This is a genomic window from Acidaminococcus sp. (genome assembly GCA_022482815.1).
In the GTDB taxonomy this organism is placed as follows: domain Bacteria; phylum Bacillota; class Negativicutes; order Acidaminococcales; family Acidaminococcaceae; genus Acidaminococcus.
The window spans coordinates 1,723,305-1,744,647 of sequence record JAKVOM010000001.1 but is presented as its reverse complement, the minus strand read 5'-3'; the positions used below and the strand labels follow the sequence as shown (position 1 = coordinate 1,744,647).

Here is a 21,343-nt window from a genome sequence, read left to right as displayed (position 1 = left end):
TTACCTCTTAAATTTCGTAATTTGTTACTATGACTTCTTCTCCGGTTCGTTTTGCTGCATCTCGATTAATAGCTCGTCTAACATCTACTACGTGAATATGATATCCTTCATAAAGTTCATGAACTAATGGGACATTATGATTGCTTAACATAATTTTTGTCCCTTTGGCATCCAGTTTTCTAAAAAGTGCTGCGAGTCTTTTATGATCATCAAGCGAAAAACCATCTTTTGTATAACTAGTAAAATAAGCAGTCTCACTCACAGGTACATAAGGAGAATCAAAATATACAAAATCATCTGCCTGGACGTCCGAACAAGCTTTTTCAAAGTCGCCCTGGCGGATCTCTACGTTGCAATTTTTGAAATAGTTACCTATTGTCCGCAAATTGTCTGGTTCAATCGATGCTCCACTCGTCTTGTTATTATAGGGCACGTTAAAAAGACCTTTTGAGTTGACCCTGTACAACCCATTAAAGCAATGTTTATTAATCCAAATCATCAATGCGGCACATTCATAATCGAGTTCATGATTTTTAATTTTCTCATTATATCTGGAGCGCATTGCTAAATATCGCTCTTTATCACAAGAAACAGAATCAAATTCTTCAATCAAGGAAATAATTTTATCAACATCCTTTTGGAGATGCCGATAAATATTAATAAGCTGTTCGTTTGTATCATTGATAATTGCCTTTTCTGGTTGAACAGCCAGTAAAAGCGCACCTCCGCCTATAAACGGCTCAAAATATCTGTTATATTCTTTAGGTATCAGTGGAATCAGACGATCCAATAATTGTCTTTTCCCACCAGCCCATTTTATAAACGGATGCGTTTTCGCAAACATATATGAATCTCCTCAAACTTTAATTAAAAGAATTCCCCCTGGTATGGACAATCCAATAAGGGGGATTTTTCTTGTTAAATTATAACATACCTGCATAGAGCAGTATATGTTAATTTATGCTTTATATGTGTAAATATTCGGTCAGAATAAAGAAATCAGTTGCTTTTATGCAGATATTGCGGGCCGTTACAGGTACGTTGATGTTTGAGCAGGCGATAATCGCAGTGGTGCGATCATGTTCGGTTTCCTGTTATCAAACTGATTTTCCACCGCAAACGTGACCGCAATTGCCAAGTCAATTGACGGTCACTGCGGTTCCCCTTCTTATGCGCTCAATATATCTCGCGCACAAGAAGGCGTGGTGTGCTCCGATACAGAGTACCTGCCTTAACAGGTGCCATAATTTAACACAAAAACCGCTGCAAGCGAAAAATCACTTGCAGCGGTTTTTAGTTATGCCCTATGCATAAGAATATCTTTTAACGAGTCAATACTCAGCGTAAGTTGTTCCAGTTTGTCTTCCATACGCACCAGCAAATACCAGCTGATCACCATAGGAAAACCGTACTGGGCCGCCTGGCCGAGCAAGACGGAAAAGTTATCCATGATTAGTCTTCCGCGTCGAAGACTACTTCAGTCTGGCGTACCTTTGCGCCTTTGATGGATGCCATATCGACACCATCGCCGCCGTAGAGGTTGAGGGCCAGGAGCTTCTTCATGACCGGTTCAACCTTATCGCGGGTCGGGTTCATGATCGGGTTGGTGATGCTGATGCTCTTCGTTTTGTTGTTCGTCAGTTTGAAAGTCAGTTCGAGAGTGTTGCTCATAAGTTATCCTCCTTATCAAGTTACAAAATCATGGGCTGGCTGCCGGAATCATGCCGGCAGTCACTTACTGCAAAAAGCGCAAGGGCTTACTCCTTAGCGCCCGCTACGAGCAGTTCGCGTTTGATGGCGTACATAGCCGTAGGCTGGGCAGACATCAGTTCTGCCACGGCGTGGCCCATTTCCAGCAGTTTGTCGTCCGCTGCATCCGGACGCAGACCGGAGAAAGTAGTCTTTCTGGTCTTTACTTTTTCGCCGTCCATGTAATCACTTTCAAGCTGCAGAGTCAGAGATTCAATGTTCATGTGTGGTTCCTCCTTTAAATGTTGAAAAGTTCGGCGGAAGTCCTTCCGGTATCACCAGCTTCAGCTTCCCTTTAAGGCCTGCGCACCCATTGGGACAAAATAATAGAAACCAAAACCGATGCGCCTTCCGGTGCTCCCGCATCCTGGTGTGATACTTACATCAAATAAGAGAGCACGGAAGAAGCATGCTGCTGGTAATAGAGCGCCTTTCCGCGGAAGATCATGCCCCCGCTCCGCCATACACCGTCAAAATCCAGCAATTTGTACAGATCCCAGCGTTCGAAACGGGACGTTCCCGCCAAGGCTGGCCCGTATCCGTCAAGATCTGCCGCCTCCGCATGGGTCATGATATGCTCGGGGTCGATAGGAATTCCCAAGGCTTCAGAAAGAATAAAGCATAAGATAGCTGTCTCTTCAATCTGCATCGGTGTTGGTGGATAATCGCCCAGGTCAAAAGACCCGTCGGCATACATTACGGCATCTTTGGCGCAGCAAAGAGCCAGGCCGATGGCGCCGGTGTTCCGGTGCCAGGTGTGGGCCAGCGTCGTCGTGAATTCTTCACAGGACGCATAGGCCCGGCCGACATCCGTCAGGTTCAGGTGATAATCCTTGAAAGGCTGGTCATACCGGCCGGCTGTCCAGTGGACATAAATACGGTTGACCTTACCCCGGGCCCGAAGGCCCATCTGATAGACATCTTTTCTCGTTACGTACATCATGTTTCTCGCACCCCCTACACTATATAAGTGTCAAAAAATGGGGTTTTGTCCAAAAAATTAGCAGATTTGCTAATTTTATAAGTTTTTTCTTATATATTTTTGAACGAAATACTAATTTGTTTGTGTTTTTGTAAAATATAGAAAAATGTGGTTGATTTTTTGTTTTTATCTTGCTAGTATAAAAAACAGTTACGCTCTACATCATGTTTCTTCTCACATCTAAAGTAATAGCTACCCCCAGGAAAACGAGAATCTCATTAATCTTTCCAAGTTAGGAATTTTTATGAAAATTGAGGTTCAAATTTTTCACACCCAATAAAATTCTCAATAGAAAGAGTTATACTGAAATGCTTAGTTTTTCTCCCCTTTTTGAATTATTGAAACAACGTCATATCTCCCAGAAGGAGTTAGCCCTGAAAGCCGGACTGCATCCAACCACGATTTCGCGATTGCGACATCTGTCCGGTTTATCTATGCCCAAATATGCACGCGCCCTTCCCAACTGCCTGATTTTGGAAAGGATCTGCATCGCCCTCGGCTGCCAGATTTCCGATATTGCGTGCATCGAAGCTCCTTGTGAAAGTGTATGTTTTGATGCGTAAGATCGATTTTGCCAGGCTCCTGCCGCTCGTCAAAAAAGGGCAGCAGGAAGCCCAGATGACGTTGATAGAGGCTTTCGAGCCCCTCATCCGCTCCCTCCTGCGCTGGGAATTCATTCCCTGCAATAAGGAAGATATGCATTCTTACCTTGTGCTGAAATTGCTCGAGAAGACGAAAAAGTACGAAGGTACGGATGCGGCGAAATTTCCGGGGTATATCAGGAAGTGTCTTGTCCATTGTGCCGGCGACTACCAGGACGCGGAGAAGTACATCCGGAAAACAAAGGAAAAAGCTGCCCAGGAGCCTGTGGAAGAAGCCTATACCATGGAGACTGCCTTCGACTGGGAAGGCCACAAAGCGCTCCATTTCGCTCTGAAGCACTTATATCCCTACGAGCGGAAGCTGCTCGTCGCTTACTACGGAGAAAATAAAAGCATGGACGAAATTGCTCACGAATACCACATCTCAAAAAGTAAAGTACACTACCAGATCAAAAGGCTGCTCAGGGACTTAAGAGCCGCACTGAAAGATCAATTTTGAGGCAAAAAAAATCCGGTGCCGTAAAAGGCATCGGATTCCGATGATAGAGGAGAACGAGAAATATGAAATGTACTGCGAAAGTGGAATTAAAATATATCAATTTGATGCTTAATATTTTTGACCATCCCAAGATGATCATTCTTGCATCCAAGCCCAAGGGAGCGCTTTACTCCCTCCTTTGGATCAAGCTCATGGTACTAGCCGGAAAAATCAACAAAAACGGGAGAATCGAACTGACTGACGACGTCCCCTACTCGTCGGAAGATCTGAGCTTGATCTGGAAATGTTCCGAAACGGACGTCAAGGAAGCGCTGATCCTTTTTAAAGAAATGAAAATGATTACCGTGGACCACGGCATAATTACGTTAAAAAACTGGGGCCGTTACCAGCACGAAGAAGCCATCGAAAAATTAAAGAAATACCAGGAATCTAACGCGGAACGCCAGAGAAGATTCCGTGGAGCCCGCCGCAAAGAAGAAAAGGACGCGGCAAATGAGATGCAGGCTGCAGAAGAGAAAAAGAGCGAAGAACCTGCGCCGGAAAATGCAGCATCAGAGCTCTGTGAAGAGGTCCATGCGTGCCCGGAAGAACCGATGGAAGTAAGCGGCGAAAAAGAGCCTCCGGCTCCGCAGCCAGAAACTTGCTGCGCTTCCCATGAGCAAAAAAAGGCTGCACCGGAACACCGTCCTGAGGCAGCAGCGCAGAAGGCCGGGAGTACGCCTGCTCTCACGAGGCCGGCCTTTACCACAACCAGGAAGAAACTTGCAGACAAAGGAACGTCAGGCCTCATTGCTACTCTTGCCGCCTACCAAATCAGTCCCAAGATGGCAGACGACCTCATTCATGAGTTCGGAACGCAGGCCGTCGAAAACGCGGTACAGTATTTCCGCACTTCCGTGGATAAAAGGTATATTACAAACCCGCCAGCGTATCTGATTGCGCTCATTCGCAACGGTGCCATAAAAAAGGAGCAGTCAGAATATATCGCGTGCACGAATCCGAATTGCCGAGGCGGATTTGTGGTCGAAGAAAAAGATGGCCATGAATTTGCCCATCGATGTCCCGTTTGCCACGGCAAAGGTGAAATCTTGAAACCTGCGGAAATTTCACCGGAACAGTCACTCCAATTCAGCTGATGGATTTGCGTAACGTAACCGTAACGTTATGTAACGCCGCTAGATAAGATAAGATTAGATAAGATAAGATTAAAACAACAACACAATACATCTAGAGTACGTTGTATAGTACTCGGAAAGGTGTTGTGGCTGTGGATAAGAGTAAAACAAATAAAAAATGCCAGTCAAATTTCTTGACTGGCAGCACTTTTGAAATCTATCAATTCACTAATCACTTTAAAGTTCAATGTCTGATTTTTTAATTCCCAAAATCTCTTTCGCAATCCTATCAAGCTGGTTCTTGATTTCCTGAAAATCACACATCAGATCGAGCCCGCGGATGCGGAACCAGTGACCGCTGATCTTACATTCTACGTCCGGAACAACGCCCTCATCCGTTTGGGCATAGAGCAGCATGCCCGACACTTCTGCATTCCTGCCTGCTTTTCGAAGCTCTGCTTCTTTGTTCCTTACGTAGGCATAAATCTGGTAAAGATTGGCGGAATGCACTGTTTTCTTTTTCCAGTGCTCCTGCAGCATATGCTGGTAATACTTGGCATCCAGGATAAGAATCTTCTCCCTGGCGTCAATCGTCACATCGGATTTCATTTCCGGAAGGAGCGAAGTATCGCCTGCTTCTACATCCCACTTAATTTCGCTCGCGCTGACCCTGGCTGTCGGATATTCCTCCTTGTAGTACGCGCGTAAAAAGCTCTCATACAGTCTGCTCATCGCCTGATCATCGGAAAATACTATCAACTTGGTGTTTCCTTCCTCCTGATGCTGCAGAAGGCCGTGGATCACCATATAACAGATTCCGACAAGCATCTGGTAGGTCTGATTGTTCCGGTTATATCTCCGGTGCCATTTAATGCGCCGCGCATCAAGGAGTGTCACGCCTTCAAAGTACGGCAGCAGGTGATGGATGTTGTGCCTGTTTTTCTGGGAAATGTCTGCCTTGAGGAGCAGTGTCAGCGTCGTCTTAAGAATACGGTTCAGATAGGCATCTGCCGAAAACTCATCATACGTACAGACAATCTGTTTTCTTAATAACGACCGTCTCTTCAGGGATTCGCTCAGCAGGATCTTTCCATGGGGCGCTCCGGTGCTCTCCTCCAGTGGGAGATATTCCCGCGACAGTCCCCATTTAATTTGATTGGCAGTTCCTTTGCATAAAAGCGCTGTATAAAGATCAAGGACATGCTCGAAGCTTTCCATGCCTACTTTCTGATACCCTTTTTCCCGGAGTGTGCGGAAGGCATAGGCCAGCATGTAATAAACATTCTGAATCGGAATCATAGCGCATTATCCTTTTTGTTCCGTGCCCGTTGACGGTGTAACCGGCTGCGTTGCAGTCGGCGGCTGTAAAGCATTTAGCAACTCTTCACTCCAATCGGAAAATTTATTTGATTCATCGAACCAATATTCCTTGAGGAGCGGAATGAGTTCGTACTTCACAATGCGCTTAAGGACACCGTCTTTGATTGTTTCTTTTGTCAGATTGCAGAAGAAGCTATGACCGATGCAGAATCCCTCGCCCAGGGAATCATCCTTTGCGATGACATCGTTTAGTTCTTTCACCTTTTCAATCAAACGGTCCAGTTGTCCACTGCCCAGGGCTTTTTGATAATCCGTAAAACTCTTGATATCAAATCCCGGTTTCAGATCAATGAAGGCAAAACGGCGGCGCAGGGCAAAATCCAGCATGGCAAGGCTCCGGTCAGCCGTATTCATGGTCCCGATGAGGTACAGATTCTCCGGAATCGTAAAAGATTCATTCTTCTTGTACAGCAGTTGGACAGACTCTCTGCGCTTATCGCGCTTATCGCGCTTATCGCGCTTATCTGCCTCAATCAGCATGAAAAGCTCGCCAAAGATCTTACTGATATTGCCGCGGTTAATTTCATCAATGACAAAGAAATACTTCTTTTTCGGATCTATGGCCGCTTTCTTACAGAAATCGTAAAACACGCCTGTTTGCAGCTTAAAACCACTTGCAACAGGACGGAATCCCATGATGAAATCTTCGTAGGAATAGCTCTGATGGAACTGAATCATAGCCACCCGGCTTTCGTCCTTTTCTCCCATCATGGCATAGGCAAGGCGCTTGGCTGCGAAAGTCTTCCCTACTCCCGGAGGTCCCTGGAGAATGATATTTTTCTTTTCTTCGAGCTCAGCCACGCAGTCATCATAAACGGATTCGTCCATGTAGACTTCTTTGAGGAAGTTGGATTTATTATATGCCGGGTTTGCAGAAGCTGCCGGAGGTTCAAGAGAAGCAGAAGATTCAGAAGGTTTCTTCACAAGTTCAAGAATTCGGTTGATAAAATCGGACGAGTCCGTTATATCCGTCAATGTCTTTTGGGCAAATTGGTCTTTTCCAGTGAGTGTCCAATTTCCTTTTTTCAGCCATTCCACACGCCGCACATGTTTATATTTAGCATAATGCGGATTAGGATCAAATTCATAGCGATAAATTACCTTGCCGATACCGACGATTTCCGTAGTTCCGTTCTTGGCAATGATGATGTCTCCGATTTTCATATCATGGACAAACTGCCACACCGCCAGAGCGTCGTTAGTAGGATTCCCACCATAAAGCTCCTTCATCTTATTCTTTGTGTCAGCCTGGGATTTATACTGGTTCAAATCACCCATATCATCCCAGCCAATCCGCATGACACCGTCTTCGTAACATTCATCCCAGAGGGCCGCGTTTTCGCCGGGAGAGAAAGTCCAGTAATGCACTTGTGTGGAATCTTCGGGTTTGACATCCAAGACCAAATCAGCGCCTGTCAGTTTATCTAAATCAGTGATCTTTCCTTTTTCTGTAAGTTTCCATTCCGCAGATGAATTTTCCCTTTCTATATATTTTTTATGTTCCAATAGTTCCAAGGTGAAAAAAATCAGAGCAGAAAAAAGATTCAAGTTCGTCTCTTTCCAAGTTCCGTCAGGAATTTGACTGCTATACATTGAATCGTTACGAAGTGCGTCCTCAATTGCCTTGGTCATTGTAGGTTTGCCTGTTTTCTGCAGCACCTGGATGACAGGTTTTACCCACGATATTTCTTCTTTGTACTTCTGCAGTGCATCTACTTTCTGCGGTTCGCTCATTCCTTTCTTATCCGCAATGTTGCTAAAAATGGAATTAACATAACCGGCCGTCTTCCAGGCATCATAAGATATTTCCGGAATACTACGGAATTCATTATTTCCCTGATCTATCATCTTCCTCACAATGTCAGAAAGAGAAAGATACTCCTCTGCCGACGGCACTTTGTCACTATCTTTTCCACTAATCTTTAAATTCTGAGCTTTTGCAGATAGGTCTGAAGAAAAATTACCATAGCGACTTAAGAACCACCGATTTTTACTGTCCAGGCTTAAATATAAATACGGTCGAATCCAAAAAAGCCCCATCGTCAAATTGAATTTAATTCGCTTCTGCTTCTGGCATGTATCGTATTCGTTCATAAAGGTCTGACGGTTCCCCGCTGAATCCTGTTTATCCAAATTCAGAGCAGCTTTAAACATTGACCATAAGTTAGAAATTTCGTTTCCTTTTCTATTTGAGTCATTACTAAATGGATAGAAAACGGTATTATAATTTTGTACCGTTGGAATCCCCGCAAACGACTCAGGAACTTCAGCTGTGATTCCGAATTTTTTCTTTATCTCTTTGCATAATTCAAGTCGGTTTTCGTCCTTATATCCCCTGTTAAATAGTGCACAAACAGTAAAAGGGTCTATATTTTCATAAGGTTCCTTACTATCAAGCTTAGGTAGTATTTCATCCTCGGGTAGATTTTGATCATCCTCGGATGAATCCTGATCCGGAAATGCATCTTTAAATACTTGTTCAAGCGTGTCAATCAGTTCAGGCTGCCTGTTCTCAAAATCAACGAGCTTGTCAGCGAATTCCATGTAGAATGGAACCCAAGAAAATTGTTGTTTACCAGTTGTGTTAGCCATACACATTCTCCTCCAACTTTTTAATAAACCCTTTTCCCAATACAGTGTAAATCCCGTTTCATAATAAATAATTATATACTCTGAAAAATGAAATCACAATGCATTCACGCCCTGGCATCGTGATTCGGTCAGGAATTTTACTCTGATTTTGTTATAATCTTCCAAAACAGGAATCAGGTCATCGAAAAAGCGACAATTGAATAATAAATAAAAAAATCCGCCCCTAGACGGCAGATTTTTTTATTTGGCTTATCCATTCGTAAGACTGCTGTTGCTTGTGGGATTCACAGAAACACCGCATTCCTTTGGAGACACAAGATTTTGGATGCACTTCAGAATATGGCAGACGATGTTACCCTTGACGGCATTATTGAGGCTGACGAAACTTTTTTCGCCATCTCGTACAAGGGCAATCATAGCAAGAGTAAGACATTTGCTATGCCACGCAAGGCTCATAAGCGTGGTCATTCTACACATATCAGAGGCTTGTCCCAAGAAAAGGTATGTGTTCCTTGTGCGGTTAATAGGAATGGCTTGTCTATCTCCAAGATTACGAATACTGGTAGAGTTTCTACAAGAGATTTACATCATATTTATGATGGTAGGATTAAGACCAATTCCACTCTTGTTACGGACAAGATGAACTCCTATGTGAGATTTACAAATGCCAATGGCATTGACCTTGTGCAGTTAAAGACTGGCAAAGCCAAGAAAGGCATTTATAATATCCAACATATCAATAGCTAGGTGCCTACACCTATTCAGCGCCTTAGTTTCTTCGCAACGATTTTCATCTCGTCTTGTTGTCTCTTGACACTTTTTAAAACAAAAGCCACCCTGTTCAGGTGGCTTAACTTGTATATGAACTTATTCATCATCATCTGGAATATATGGAGTACCATCCTCATTAAAGATTTCGTCCGGAGCACCACTCTCGCAAAATTTATGCCGATAATGCTTTGAATGTCTGGCCCATACTTCGTCTATGGCATATTTCCTGACAATCTTCTTTGGCTGTTTCTTCCAATACTCCGGTTCTCTTTCAAGCATTTCCTTTATTACCTGGCCCACTTCTTTTTCAAATTGTTCCAGTGAGCAATCAATATCACTCATTCCAAGAGGATCTATGCGTTTGATATCTTCTTCGGTGATCATGCGACCTCCTCATTAATCAAATTACGCTCATGACAGCATCTCTAAAATCCCGGTTTTAATAAACCTTTCTTTCGAGCGTCGATGCGGTCGAGGTTAGGGGTTCCTTCGATGTACTTTCTGCCGTATTTTCTCTCGTATAATCTGCCAATCATGGCAGTTTCGAGTGGTAATACGTCTAGCAGTTTAATTGCCTTCTGTTTTACGTCTTCCGGGACGTCATCTTCAACGTACGGATTGAATTTAATGCAAAAGTCCGGAAGCCAGAAAACAAAGATTTTATGCTGCCTCATATCCACATTATAAAACCAGCCATTTTCCATTTCGAACATGACTGTCTTTCCTGCACTGTGGAACAGAACTCTTTTATATTTTCTTTTCACTTTTCTCGCCTCCCCACATAATCATGGGCTTTTTATTTTAGAGAGTCAAGACTTATACTGTCCCAGATTCATGGCAGTACGCTTTTTCGTACTCAATTGCCATTATAAAAAATCAAGGCATATGCCCCCATTTAGAAACGTATGCCTTGATAACACTCTTTTCACTTATTCACAACATATTTCAACGGCTCACCCTGTGCCAGGAGTTTCAGATTTTCTTCAATCATCGGCATGATGCTGCCAGCAATGTCGTTTGTGGTGCCGCCGACATGTGGTGTCACGATGATGTTCGGATTGCCGAGCAGCGGGTTTTCTTTGGTAATCGGTGTTTCTTCCGTGCAGTCCAGACCGGCACCGAGGATCTTGTGCTGATTTACGGCTTCTACAATGGCGGCATCTTCTATGATGCCGCTCCGGGACGTGTTGACGATGATAGCACCTTCTTTTACCTGTTTGATGTTTTCCCGGTTCAGCATATGGAAGGTGCCATCGGTCAAAGGTACATGGTAAGAAATGACGTCGGATGTCCGCAGCAGTGTATCATAGTCGACATAGGTCATGGCAAATTCTTTTTCTCTTTCCGGGCTGAGGCGGAACGGGTCATAGTACTGGACGCTGGCTCCGAAGGCCTGTACTTTTCTTGCCACCTGGCGGCCGATGTTCCCGCCGCCGACGATGCCTACGATTTTGCGATTGAGGGACTGGGTCGTCTTGGTAAAGAGTTCGCGGCTCCAGATGCCAGCATGAAGTTTTTCTTCGTGGCACAGGAGATTGCGCCCGACTGCCAGCATCAAGAGAACGGCCAGTTCACTGACGGCAAAGGCGTTGGCCCCGGGCGTGTTGCAGACGTCAATGCCATGTTCCCTCGCCGCCTTGATATCCACGGAATCATACCCTACGCCCCAGCGCATGATCATCTTGAGCCCCGGTGCAAATCTTTCAATGACCGGACGCGGCATTTTGAGTATGCGCAGAATAATGGCATCGGCCCTGTTTTCTTTATCAAATTCTTCCTGCGTGACAGCGGCGCGGATGGCAATATCCAGACCGGCTACGGCCTGTTGAAATTTTTCCAGGGTTCCTTCGGGATAAGTTCCTGCCAGGATGACGTTCAGCATTTTACTTTCCCTCCTTCTGCAGCGCGGCGGCAATCTTGTTCATAAGTGCCTCCGATGGGTTCTTGATATCCTGTTCGGCCGTCTTTACCATCAGTCTAAAGACATTGACACCCGTTTCGGCGGCTACTTTCCTGAAGAGTTTTCCTTTGGAAGAATGGAGGCCCGTCATACCAAAGGCGAGGTCAAAGGCCGTGATGGGGTCATGATAATCGTATTTTTCCTTCATTGCCGGTTCGAGCTTACCGTCAATGAAATCCAGCAGCTTGTACAGATCCACATGAGAGAGTTCGCCGTGCTTTTGCATCAGTGCCGTGCAGACTTCCGTAGGCATATTGCCGGCGCTTCTTGCCATGCCCATGAGCCCGCAGTCCAGGATATCCGCGCCATGATGATAGGCGGCAAGTGCGTTGGCAGCCGACAGAGAAAGATTGTTATGGCCATGGAAGGCAATCGGAATCTGCACCGCTTTTTTCAGTGTCTCCACGAGACGGGCCACATCATCCGGCAGCATGCAGCCGGCCGAATCCATAATTGTAAATTCATCAAGTCCGCCTGCTTCGAGCTTTTTAGCCGTTTCCGCCAGTTGTTCCGGCTTCACGAGATAGGCCTTCATAGCTGAATAAAAGGCCCGCAGCCCCAGGCTTTTGATTTTTTTGAGCGGGGCCAGTGCCGGCTCCACTTCATCGGCATCAAGGCCGATCCGTAAGAAATCCAGACCCCCGTTAGCCGCCCGTTCCACGTATGCTTCGCGGTACCGCTTGGCATTGAGGAACATGCCGATGAGACTTCCTTTATGCAGATAGGGCTGTGCAATTTTTAAATATTCTTCATCCGGCAGTGCCTTGGTAAAGCCGGCCACTTCATAGGCCCCTGCCCCGCCGGCATTGCCCATTTCAATATAATCCACGTGGGACTCCGTGAGACCTTGTAACATCAGGTTGGTCAGTTCGGCATCAAAGCCTTTGCCGACCACGTTAGCACCGTCACGTAGTGTGCAGTCCATGAGTTTGAGCATCATCCACACTCCTTTACAGCTCATTTTGCGATAGATTAGGAAAGGTTAGAGGAAATCGGCAAGATTGTCTTGCCTTAAAATCAATTGTTTTATGACGCAGTAAGCAGGACTGCCGCTTGTAACGACAGCCCTGCTCTATTTTTATTTTACCTTACCGGAGAAAGATCTATGGGTATTGAAGAACATAAATCCGATAGCCAGGAAGGCAATCATGATGCCAAAGCCGACACCGGCGGTCAGCGTAATGCCGCTCATGAGCCAGAGCGGAGTCAGACCGACGAAGGCATCCTTCCAGCTCATCAGCGTTGAATAAACGCCGTGGCTGTCACCGGCAGAAGACTTGGAATCCGGGTCGACGGCACGTACCAGGGCAAGGCCCGTAGAGGTGTTGCCGGTAGCAGCGCCGAAAGCCATGCAGGCCTTTTCAAACCATTCTTCCGCACAGAAGCGATGGGCACAGAAAACAACCAGGGGCAGGGTCAGTGTGACAAGAATAATGGTGTAGATGATGATAGGTACTGCGAAGGTGGACACAAATTTCAAATTCAGCGTAGCCATTGCCGTGAAGACTACAAGTTCCAGGAAGAAACCGCTGAGCATCTTAATGGTCTTCATGTCGACATACTTTTCAAGATGGAAGACTTCAATGAGTTTCCAAAGCACCGCACCGCCGATTACGCCGTGAAGTACGCTCGGGAGGACTTTAAAGCCAGCCCACATCATACCAAGACCGGTGAAGATATATTTACCAATCAGGACGGAGAACAGAAGCCAGGAGCACTGCAGCGCCAGATGGTTGATGCTGATACTCGTTGTCACAAGGTGGCCGGTCGGCTTTCTTTCGGATTCCGGCAGCGGACCGCCGTAGAAGTACGCCGGCTGTGCTTTCGGTTCCTTTACGTAGGTCGCCCAGCCTCTGCGGACACCAAAGTTGACGAGCGCCATACCGACAACCATAGCAATAATCAGACCCAGCGTGGAAAGTACCATGCCCATGGCCATGTTGCCTTCAATACCGTACTTGGCAAAAGAAGCACCGGCAGCAGCGGCCGTACCATGCCCGCCGTGGAAAGAGAACACGCCCATGACGCCCCAGCCTTTCGGCAGATCGGGCCAGAAGTTCGTCAGCACCGCGCCGATGACCGTACCTAATCCCATTTGCAGGCCATAAGCCGGCATCGGGACGCACACATAATCGAGATAACCCTTGAGCCGTTCTTTGTTGAACGTCACGCCGAAGACCAGGGAAGCCATAACGACATCAATCAGGACGCCCGGCATGGATTTGAAAGCAGCCGGAACTTCGAGGACACCCAGCACCTGTTTGCCCAGGATAAGCATCAGGACGCCGCCAATCAGGGACGATGGCAAGAATAACTTTTGAAAAATCTTGATTTTTTCTCTAAGAAAGAAGCCCACCAGCATAAAGAAGGAGAGCAGCAGCATTGAATTCATCAGCGCTCGAATTGTCATTATTGTCACCTCAGCCTTTCCCTAATTGGTTTTAATCGTTATCATACACGTCGTCGATAATCTCAAATTCCTTTTCTTTGATCAGCTTGTCTACCCAGGAGCGGTTGATTGTCCCGTTCAGGGTAGCTTCCAGTTTGCCGCCGTCCTTGGCTTTAAAAGCTTGGGCGTCTTTCAGGATCTGTGCCGCGTCTTTTCTCGGAATGACGATGACACCGTCCGGATCCGCCAGGATGATGTCGCCGGGATTGACGCTCACTTCACCGCAGGAAACCGGTACATTGACTTCGCCGGGGCCTTCCTTGTAAGGGCCGCCCGGGGTCGTTCCGGTTGCGTACACCGGGAAGTCCCAATGACCGATTTCATCGATATCACGCATCGGTCCATCGAGAACGATGCCGGCAATCTTCTTGACCTTGTACAGGTACGCCATCATGACTTCGCCCATCAGGGCACGGGTCGTATCGTGTTCGTTCGACACAACGATGAAGTCGCCTTCCTGCGCCATGTTAAGGGCTGCATGCAGGGCCAGGTTGTCGCCGCCGCGGGCCTTGACCGTAAGGGCGGCACCGACGGCCATCTGGGCTTTCGGGCTGCTCATCAGGTGAATTCTGGGATTCATGGCGCAGCTGCGGCCCATGACATCTGCTACATTTGAAGCCGGGATTTCTTTGAACTGTTCCATAATCGCTTTATCCGGCATATGTCTCTTTAAATAAATTCTCTTTCCTACTGACATGACTCTCAACCTCCTGAATGATTATCTTTTCCGTTTAACGCGGTAGGTTTTTACCGCACTTTCTTTTGACGGTTATAGAATAACTGAAATTGTTTGAAAATTCCAACAAGCTTTTTCCGTTTTTTCCACAACAAATCGTTGTTGAAAATAGGCCTTGTATACAAAAAAAAGAAAACCGGGACACAGCATAATCGTGTCCCGATTTTTCTTTTGAAGGGGTGATAATAGGTATGGAAACAGGTACACCTGTCTTGCCATCAATAATCAAACATGCCCATAGGTTTTCTGCCGGACGGTCTGGTATCCGTATAGGTCTTGGCCGTCTTGTAGTCAATATCATGGATTGGCCAGGTCGGCTGCTTGCCTTCGTAGACTTCTTCAATACCCATGGCGGAGAAGTACGATGCTCTGTGAGCTGCTTCCGTCGTATTGCCGCCGATATGCGGATAAATGATGACGTTATCGAGTGTCAGGAGCGGGTTCTTCGGATCGACCGGTTCCTTGCGGATGGCATCCAGCCCTGCACCGGCGATGACGCCGTCACGACAGGCTTCGTACAGGTCTTGTTCCACGACAAGGGCGCCGCGGGCCGTATTGATGAGAAATGCCGTCGGTTTCATCATGGCAAGACGCTTCTTATCGACCATGTCACGAGTGACCGGTGTATTCGGTGCATGGAGGGAAACGTAGTCACTTTCCTTGAAGATCCGATCCAGATCACGGACAACCTCTACTCCCTCAGGGAAATCCTTGGCCGGTTTATACGGGTCATAGGCCATGACGTTCATTTCCATGGCAAGGGCTCTAGTCGCGACACGGCTGCCGATGTTGCCGCAGCCGACGATGCCGAGGGTCTTGCCGGAGAGGGTATTCTTGCGCACTTTCAGTTTTGCCTTATAGAAGTCCTGCACCCAGGTCTTGTGCAGTACCGTAACGTTGCGGCTGCATTCCAGCATCAGGAGCATAGCCGTTTCCGCAACGGACGTGCTGTTGGCAACCGGTGCATACAGTGCCTGTACGCCGTTATCATGGCAGGCCTTGACGTCGAGCGCATCAAACCCGGCACCGTGGCGAACGATAACCTTGAGGTTCGGATTGGATTCAATGACTTCCCGGGTAATCGGGGTAATGCGGACAATCATGGCGTCCGGCTGATATTCCTTGAAATCTGCCAACACATCGGCCGTCTCAAAACCGCGGCCCTTGATCAGGGTGTGACCGTGGCTTTCCAGGAGTTCACGGCCTTCTTCCATAATTTCCTGCGGCAGTAAAATTTTCCATCCCATTTGTAATAACCTCCTTGAAATTCAGTTCCAAAGCTTTCGCTCATATGTTGTTCAGTGGTAATTTTCTTTTGACACTTATAGCATAAAGGAAGTTGTTAGAAAATTCCAACAAGCTATTTAGGCAATTTCTACAACAAATCATTGTGGAGAAATGATAAGTGTTGTATGATTTATTTGTAAATGAATTCGGATATTTGAGGATGGAAGGTGAACTCATGAACAGCAATTTAAACCTGTTATCCCTCTACTACTTTACGGTGCTTGCCAAGGAGCTCCACATGACGCGGGCGGCACAGAAACTCTATATTACGCAGCAAAACTTGAGTCAGCATGTGCAGAAGCTGGAGGACCACTACGGCGTCAAACTTTTTGAACGGAAGCCGAAAATGGCCCTGACGCTTGCCGGCGAGCAGCTTTACCGCTCGGCCGTTAAGATGCTGAATGAAGAAGACCTTATCGTCAATAAATTCACGGCCTTTTCCGAAAAGGGCCTCGGCCGTTTGCGCATTTCCATTCCGACGTACCGCGGCAACATCCTGCTGCCCTACGTACTGCCTCGCTTTTATACCAAGTGGCCAAATGTAACGATTGAATTCGTCGATGAAAGCTCGGACAAAACAGAAAAGATGCTTTTCGAAAACCAGCTTGATTTATTTATCGGAATCAAATACAACAATGATCCGGCCCTGCATATGACGACACTGATGAACGACCTCATCTACCTGGTGGCAACGGACGAACTGCTGAAGCGCTATACGACACTCACTCCGAAAGAAATTAAGACTCTCGAGAAAGACGGAACCACGCTGAAACCGTTCGCAAATATGCCTTTCCTTCTGCAGAAAGGTACGTCCCGTCTCCGCATGACCATTGACAACTGCATCAAAGAGAGCGGAATCTCACCCAAGATCTTTCTGGAATCGACGACGTCGGAACTCCTTATCTCCCTTTTCCCTTACCACTTTGGAGCCCTCTTTCTGACGCAGACCCGCCTGCCGGAGCTCTACAAAGTTATGCCGGAAGCACATATTTTCCCGCTGCTTTCTAATGGCAAACTGCTGCAGCACCGCCTCGTCCTTGCCTACCACCGCGACTATGACATGCCGCCCTACGCCAGCGACTTCATCGTTTTATTGCGGGAAGCGGTTTCTAAACTTAATGAGGAAGACCAGGAAGTGTTGAAGTAGGTTTTGTGTGCTGAATCATTACAAATGCGTTAAGTATTGATCATCTGTTAGCGGATTAATTTTCCTTTTTATGCGCTCCGTTACTGAGTATCTGCCTTAACAGGTGTTATAATTTAACATTTTTACACAACAACAAATTCAACGTGGCCAATGCTTTGCTTTGCCTGAATGAAATAAAAAAGGTGTGAGCATTCACCGCAGCCATTAGCTATTTTGTTTTAGCAAGACAATATAGGAAGTAAAAAAAAACAATAAGGGTCATCATCCACCGCAAGCGGTCCCCCTTCCTCAATGTCGCGCAGCGACGTCGAGGAAGGTCCCTAAAGAATATACCGCAGCGATTTTTTTATTTTCTTTTGGCAAACCGACGCAGGAGGTTTGGCTTCAGAGAAACCTTCTTCCAAGCCGCCCCGCGGCTTCGGAAGGAGGAGAATCGCTTGCGATGGAGTGATAGCTTCTTTTAATAAAATAAAAATCAAGGCATACGTCCCATTCAGAAACGTATGCCCCGACAACAAACCTCTTTTTTATTTTCTTTTTATGAACGGCACAGAAGATGAGTCCAGATGCAAGGAAGACCGGATTGGGGCCACGAAGTCGTACAAAAGAACGTACGTCGAGTGGTCACAATTCGGTCTGACACAGCAGATGGGCTCATATTTCTGCGCCGGGCAGAAAAAGTTTCCTTAGAAAAAACTCTGGCCCAATAGACGTCCGAGACATGTCGAGGGCTCTATTGGGCCAGGTGCCTTTAATGATTACTTTTCTTCCTCACCTAACGCTGGTCTGTCCAAAGGCAGCCCCAACCACCACTTGCAAATCTTGTTCAAAATAACGCAAGCAACCGTAAGCAGCAGGTAAATGCCGATGAATTTCCAGTGCTGGCCGTTCAGCAGCATCATGGGGCCGAAGGACCAGGCGAACATTTCAAACGGTGTCGTCAGCGGTCCGGCGAGAGCCGTATCGTTCAACGTCTTGGACTTGTTTTCGGGATCGACGATGCGAAGCAGGATGAACCCGATGGCAAAGACGCCTGTCGAATACCCGAAGACGAAGATGGACCGTTCGAACCAGCTGCCTTTATTCATGGCAGGGCCGAAATACATCAGTGTCAGGAAGACGATGACAAAGCCCGCCAGGATGAGGAGCAGCAGCGGAACCGCATATTTGATGATGATAGGAATCTTGATCGACGCGATGCCGAAGAAGACGAGGTAGTCCGTCGCGGTACCGCTCAGACGGTTGATGATGTTCGTATCGACGTATTTTTCAACACCGGTCTTGCGGAAAATGATGTACAGGATAAACGCAAAGATAAAGGAAAGCAGATAAGACGGCAGATCGAGATGGAAAGTCTTATCAATGTACTTATTGAGCACGATGCCCACGCCGGAAGCCGCAAGCAGGATGGCCAGATGGAAGGCAATCGGGTCGAGCACCATGGAAGAAATGGTTTCCTTGCCGATGGGCTTGCGGTTTTCTTCCTTAATAAGACCCGTCTTGAGGTCGCCGGAAATGTAGGAAAAGCTCTTGATGTACTTGGTCCAGCCTTTTTTCGTCGCGAGGTTGATAAAGAACAGCCCGCCGAAAATACCGGTCAGGATACCGACGGTAGCGCACGTCATGGCAATATCCATGCCATCGGCAAAACCGAGTTTCTTAAAGGCGGAACCGACAGCGGCTGCCGTACCGTGACCACCGGAAAAACCGGCTGCCAGGCACAGCCCGAAACCGTAGCTGATCTGCGGAAAGAGCTTGGAAATGACGAGAATCGAGAAAAGCGGCCCGAGGCAGAACTGAATGGCCTGCGCCAGGACTTTGTAGGAAAAATACGAACCGACGCGGTCCAGTTCGGCCTTGAAGTTGCTCTTGTTGACGGAAAAACCATTCATGCCGACGGCCGCAAAGACGATGATGATGAGGATGCCGGCATAAGAACCGATGGACTTGGAAAAAGGCAGGATGTTGGCGCCCTGTTTGCCGAGGGCCAGTGCCAGGAAACCAGCAATCATACTGGCCGGAATGAAGAACCGCTGCATCACCTTGAGCTTAGCCCGGATGAGCTGGCCTATCAGGATGAACACGGAAGCAATGGCAAAGTCCATCAAAAAGTCTGTTACTGTCATAATGAATCACCCCTCATAAAAGGCGGCCCGAAATAACTTCCCCGTGATTCCGGGCCGCTCCCCTATTACTTAAGCGTAAGGAAATTGGTGGAAACGGTCGTCGTGGCGTGCGGTGCCGGATCCAGTTTGCGGTCGGCAATGCCGAGAATGTCTTCCGGACGGATCCAGGGAATATTCTGCAGGGCACTCGTTTCTTCATGGGTCAGATAGCCTTTATAGGTCGTGAGGCTTCTTCTCAGGAAACCATCGCGGACGCAGGCTTCGGCGAGGCCGTTTTTGGCAATGCTGCGGAAATGCGGCAGTACGGATGCGGCGTAGGCAATGGACGTGGACTGGGCAATGGCGCCCGGAATGTTGCTGACGCAGTAGTGTACGACGCCTTCTTCGATGTAGCGCGGGTTAGCGTGGGTCGTTTCATGGAAGGTTTCGATGCAGCCGTAGTCGTTACTGATATCGACGATGACGGAGCCCTTTTCCATGGAGCGCACCATTTCGCGGGTAATCATGAATTCCTTGGAATCTTTCGGCCATTTTACACAGTTGTACACAACATCGGTGTGCGGCAGGATTTTGGTCAGGTTATATTTATTGGAAATCATCGTATCGACTTCTTCGTTGAACTGTCTGCCGATTTCACGCAGGCAGCCGATGTTGATGTCCATGACGGTGACTCTGGCGCCGAGGGCGTGGAGTACGCTCGTGCAGGCACGGCCTACGGTACCGCCGCCGATAACAAGTGCGGTGATGCCGGGAGCGCCGCCGAGCCCGCTGACGCATTTGCCTTTGCCGCCGTTAATGGAGAGCAGGGATTCCAGACCGAACAGAGCGCCCTGCTTGCCGGCGGCTTCGCAGTTCGGAGAGCCGTAGCGGTGGGAGTCTTCGGCCGTAATGGCGATGCATTTGCTCTTTAAGAGAGCCTGGACTTCTTCCGGATGAGCGGCAGGATGGATACAGGTGAAGACAATCTGATTTTCACGGATCAGGTCATATTCGCACGGTTCAAATTCCTTGACCTTGGCAACAAATTCGCAGTTGGCATAGATTTCTTCTTTGGTATCGTAGAACTTGGCGCCTGCAGCGGCATATTCTTCATCATCAAAGCCTGCTTTTTCGCCGGCTCCGCGCTGCACATAGACCTCGTTGCCGTCCTGGACCAGCGTTGCGACCTCGGCAGGCGTAGCAATGACACGGTATTCCCCATCTTTGATGTCTTTCAAAATCCCGAACTTCATATAAAACTCCTCCTTAAAAATTGATACTACGGTGTGAATCACCCTGTGCAGCGGCTGTAATATAAAAAGACATGCCCGAAAGTCGTCAACGGGCATGTCACAACAACGTACACATAAACCCCTGAAACAAGATAAAATTGTCATCCCGGAGCGACGGAAATCGCTTAAAAATAGGAAAGATCTTCACATCGTCTTCATTATATATGATTGAGTGAGATAATCAATATAAAACTTTAGCGCATCAAACAACGCACCCCAGGTTGTTGAAAATGAGACAGAATGGGGAAAAACACGCCGGTCGCGGGTAAATCCAAACCAATTCCCCAATCGAGGTGAGACCCTCTTCGACGTCGCTGTGCGACATTGAAGAGGGAGGACCGCTTGCGGTGGGTGATGTCCCTTTCTGCCGAAGGCTAAAAACGTTGACCGTCAGAAAAAACAAAAGAAGCTATCCCTCCATCGCAAAAATAAATAAAAAAGAAAAATAAGGGTCATCCTCCACGCCGCCTTCGGCGGCCACAGCTTTAATTCAGTCAAACCGTCGGGTTTGACTATCCTCTGTCACCTCCTTCCACGTAGTCGGAAGGAGGAGGCGCCACGAAGTGGCGGAGGATAGCATCTTTCCGCGCGAAGCGCCACAGCTTCACAGCGGCGACAAGCCGCCTTTCCTGTCCCAAATGCCGCAGAAGATAAGTTTTCTGAAAACTAATACAATT

The 21,343-nt window shown here is 47.3% G+C and carries 19 protein-coding genes and 1 pseudogene; 4 read left to right on the top strand and 16 right to left on the bottom strand.

The features are described from left to right. Positions 1–7: 7 nt before the first annotated feature. From LKE33_07645 to LKE33_07625, 5 genes are all read right to left on the bottom strand, one after another. A complete protein-coding gene (locus LKE33_07645; GenBank protein ID MCH3950787.1) occupies positions 8–844 on the bottom strand; it encodes a DNA adenine methylase in 837 nt (278 codons plus the stop codon). A gap of 453 nt (positions 845–1,297) precedes the next feature. Beyond that, positions 1,298–1,450, bottom strand: coding sequence for a YvrJ family protein (locus LKE33_07640; GenBank protein MCH3950786.1), 153 nt, complete (start codon positions 1,448–1,450; stop codon positions 1,298–1,300). Positions 1,451–1,452: 2 nt separating this feature from the next. Next, positions 1,453–1,671 carry a DUF2922 domain-containing protein gene (locus LKE33_07635; protein MCH3950785.1) on the bottom strand — a complete coding sequence of 73 codons (219 nt, stop codon included), beginning with the start codon at positions 1,669–1,671 and terminating at the stop codon, positions 1,453–1,455. 86 nt (positions 1,672–1,757) lie between these two features. Beyond that, the gene (locus LKE33_07630) at positions 1,758–1,973 is read right to left on the bottom strand and encodes a hypothetical protein (GenBank protein MCH3950784.1); all 216 of its coding nucleotides are present in this window, start codon (positions 1,971–1,973) and stop codon (positions 1,758–1,760) included. A 155-nt stretch (positions 1,974–2,128) separates the two neighbouring features. Further along, positions 2,129–2,692, bottom strand: coding sequence for an N-acetylmuramoyl-L-alanine amidase (locus LKE33_07625; GenBank protein ID MCH3950783.1), 564 nt, complete (start codon positions 2,690–2,692; stop codon positions 2,129–2,131). A gap of 594 nt (positions 2,693–3,286) precedes the next feature. Between LKE33_07625 and LKE33_07620 the strand changes: the two genes are divergently transcribed. Then, positions 3,287–3,832: a sigma-70 family RNA polymerase sigma factor gene (locus LKE33_07620; GenBank protein ID MCH3950782.1), complete on the top strand. Its 546-nt coding sequence runs from the start codon at positions 3,287–3,289 to the stop codon at positions 3,830–3,832. 62 nt (positions 3,833–3,894) lie between these two features. Further along, positions 3,895–4,968 carry a phage replisome organizer N-terminal domain-containing protein gene (locus LKE33_07615; GenBank protein MCH3950781.1) on the top strand — a complete coding sequence of 358 codons (1,074 nt, stop codon included), beginning with the start codon at positions 3,895–3,897 and terminating at the stop codon, positions 4,966–4,968. Positions 4,969–5,184: 216 nt separating this feature from the next. Here LKE33_07615 and mcrC read toward each other — a convergent pair whose 3' ends face one another. After that, positions 5,185–6,246, bottom strand: coding sequence for a 5-methylcytosine-specific restriction endonuclease system specificity protein McrC (mcrC, locus tag LKE33_07610; GenBank protein MCH3950780.1), 1,062 nt, complete (start codon positions 6,244–6,246; stop codon positions 5,185–5,187). 6 nt (positions 6,247–6,252) lie between these two features. Beyond that, complete coding sequence (locus tag LKE33_07605) at positions 6,253–8,175, bottom strand: AAA family ATPase (protein ID MCH3950779.1); 1,923 nt, start codon at positions 8,173–8,175, stop codon at positions 6,253–6,255. Between the two features lie 990 nt (positions 8,176–9,165). Between LKE33_07605 and LKE33_07600 the strand changes: the two are divergent. Next, positions 9,166–9,663 (top strand): annotated as a pseudogene (locus tag LKE33_07600) (IS1595-like element ISSag10 family transposase). Between the two features lie 123 nt (positions 9,664–9,786). Here the strand turns inward: LKE33_07600 and LKE33_07595 are convergent. From LKE33_07595 to LKE33_07565, 7 genes are all read right to left on the bottom strand, one after another. Further along, positions 9,787–10,074, bottom strand: a complete 288-nt coding sequence (locus LKE33_07595) for a hypothetical protein (protein ID MCH3950778.1) — start codon at positions 10,072–10,074, stop codon at positions 9,787–9,789. Between the two features lie 41 nt (positions 10,075–10,115). Next, on the bottom strand, positions 10,116–10,454 hold the full coding sequence (locus tag LKE33_07590; GenBank protein MCH3950777.1) for a hypothetical protein: 339 nt from the start codon (positions 10,452–10,454) through the stop codon (positions 10,116–10,118). A gap of 161 nt (positions 10,455–10,615) precedes the next feature. Beyond that, positions 10,616–11,572 carry a hypothetical protein gene (locus tag LKE33_07585; protein ID MCH3950776.1) on the bottom strand — a complete coding sequence of 319 codons (957 nt, stop codon included), beginning with the start codon at positions 11,570–11,572 and terminating at the stop codon, positions 10,616–10,618. Between the two features lies 1 nt (position 11,573). After that, a complete protein-coding gene (locus LKE33_07580) occupies positions 11,574–12,590 on the bottom strand; it encodes a hypothetical protein (GenBank protein MCH3950775.1) in 1,017 nt (338 codons plus the stop codon). Positions 12,591–12,728: 138 nt separating this feature from the next. Next, positions 12,729–14,060 (bottom strand): sodium:glutamate symporter, encoded by a 1,332-nt coding sequence (locus tag LKE33_07575; GenBank protein ID MCH3950774.1) that lies wholly within the window; start codon positions 14,058–14,060, stop codon positions 12,729–12,731. A 31-nt stretch (positions 14,061–14,091) separates the two neighbouring features. Beyond that, complete coding sequence (locus LKE33_07570) at positions 14,092–14,796, bottom strand: RraA family protein (GenBank protein MCH3950773.1); 705 nt, start codon at positions 14,794–14,796, stop codon at positions 14,092–14,094. A 257-nt stretch (positions 14,797–15,053) separates the two neighbouring features. Continuing rightward, the gene (locus LKE33_07565) at positions 15,054–16,082 is read right to left on the bottom strand and encodes a hydroxyacid dehydrogenase (protein ID MCH3950772.1); all 1,029 of its coding nucleotides are present in this window, start codon (positions 16,080–16,082) and stop codon (positions 15,054–15,056) included. A gap of 215 nt (positions 16,083–16,297) precedes the next feature. Between LKE33_07565 and LKE33_07560 the strand changes: the two genes are divergently transcribed. Further along, positions 16,298–17,269 carry a LysR family transcriptional regulator gene (locus LKE33_07560; GenBank protein MCH3950771.1) on the top strand — a complete coding sequence of 324 codons (972 nt, stop codon included), beginning with the start codon at positions 16,298–16,300 and terminating at the stop codon, positions 17,267–17,269. Positions 17,270–18,027: 758 nt separating this feature from the next. Here LKE33_07560 and LKE33_07555 read toward each other — a convergent pair. Together LKE33_07555 and LKE33_07550 are read right to left on the bottom strand one after the other, a co-directional pair. Further along, the gene (locus LKE33_07555; protein MCH3950770.1) at positions 18,028–19,395 is read right to left on the bottom strand and encodes a hypothetical protein; all 1,368 of its coding nucleotides are present in this window, start codon (positions 19,393–19,395) and stop codon (positions 18,028–18,030) included. Positions 19,396–19,460: 65 nt separating this feature from the next. Then, on the bottom strand, positions 19,461–20,627 hold the full coding sequence (locus tag LKE33_07550; GenBank protein MCH3950769.1) for an alanine dehydrogenase: 1,167 nt from the start codon (positions 20,625–20,627) through the stop codon (positions 19,461–19,463). Positions 20,628–21,343 lie beyond the last annotated feature (716 nt).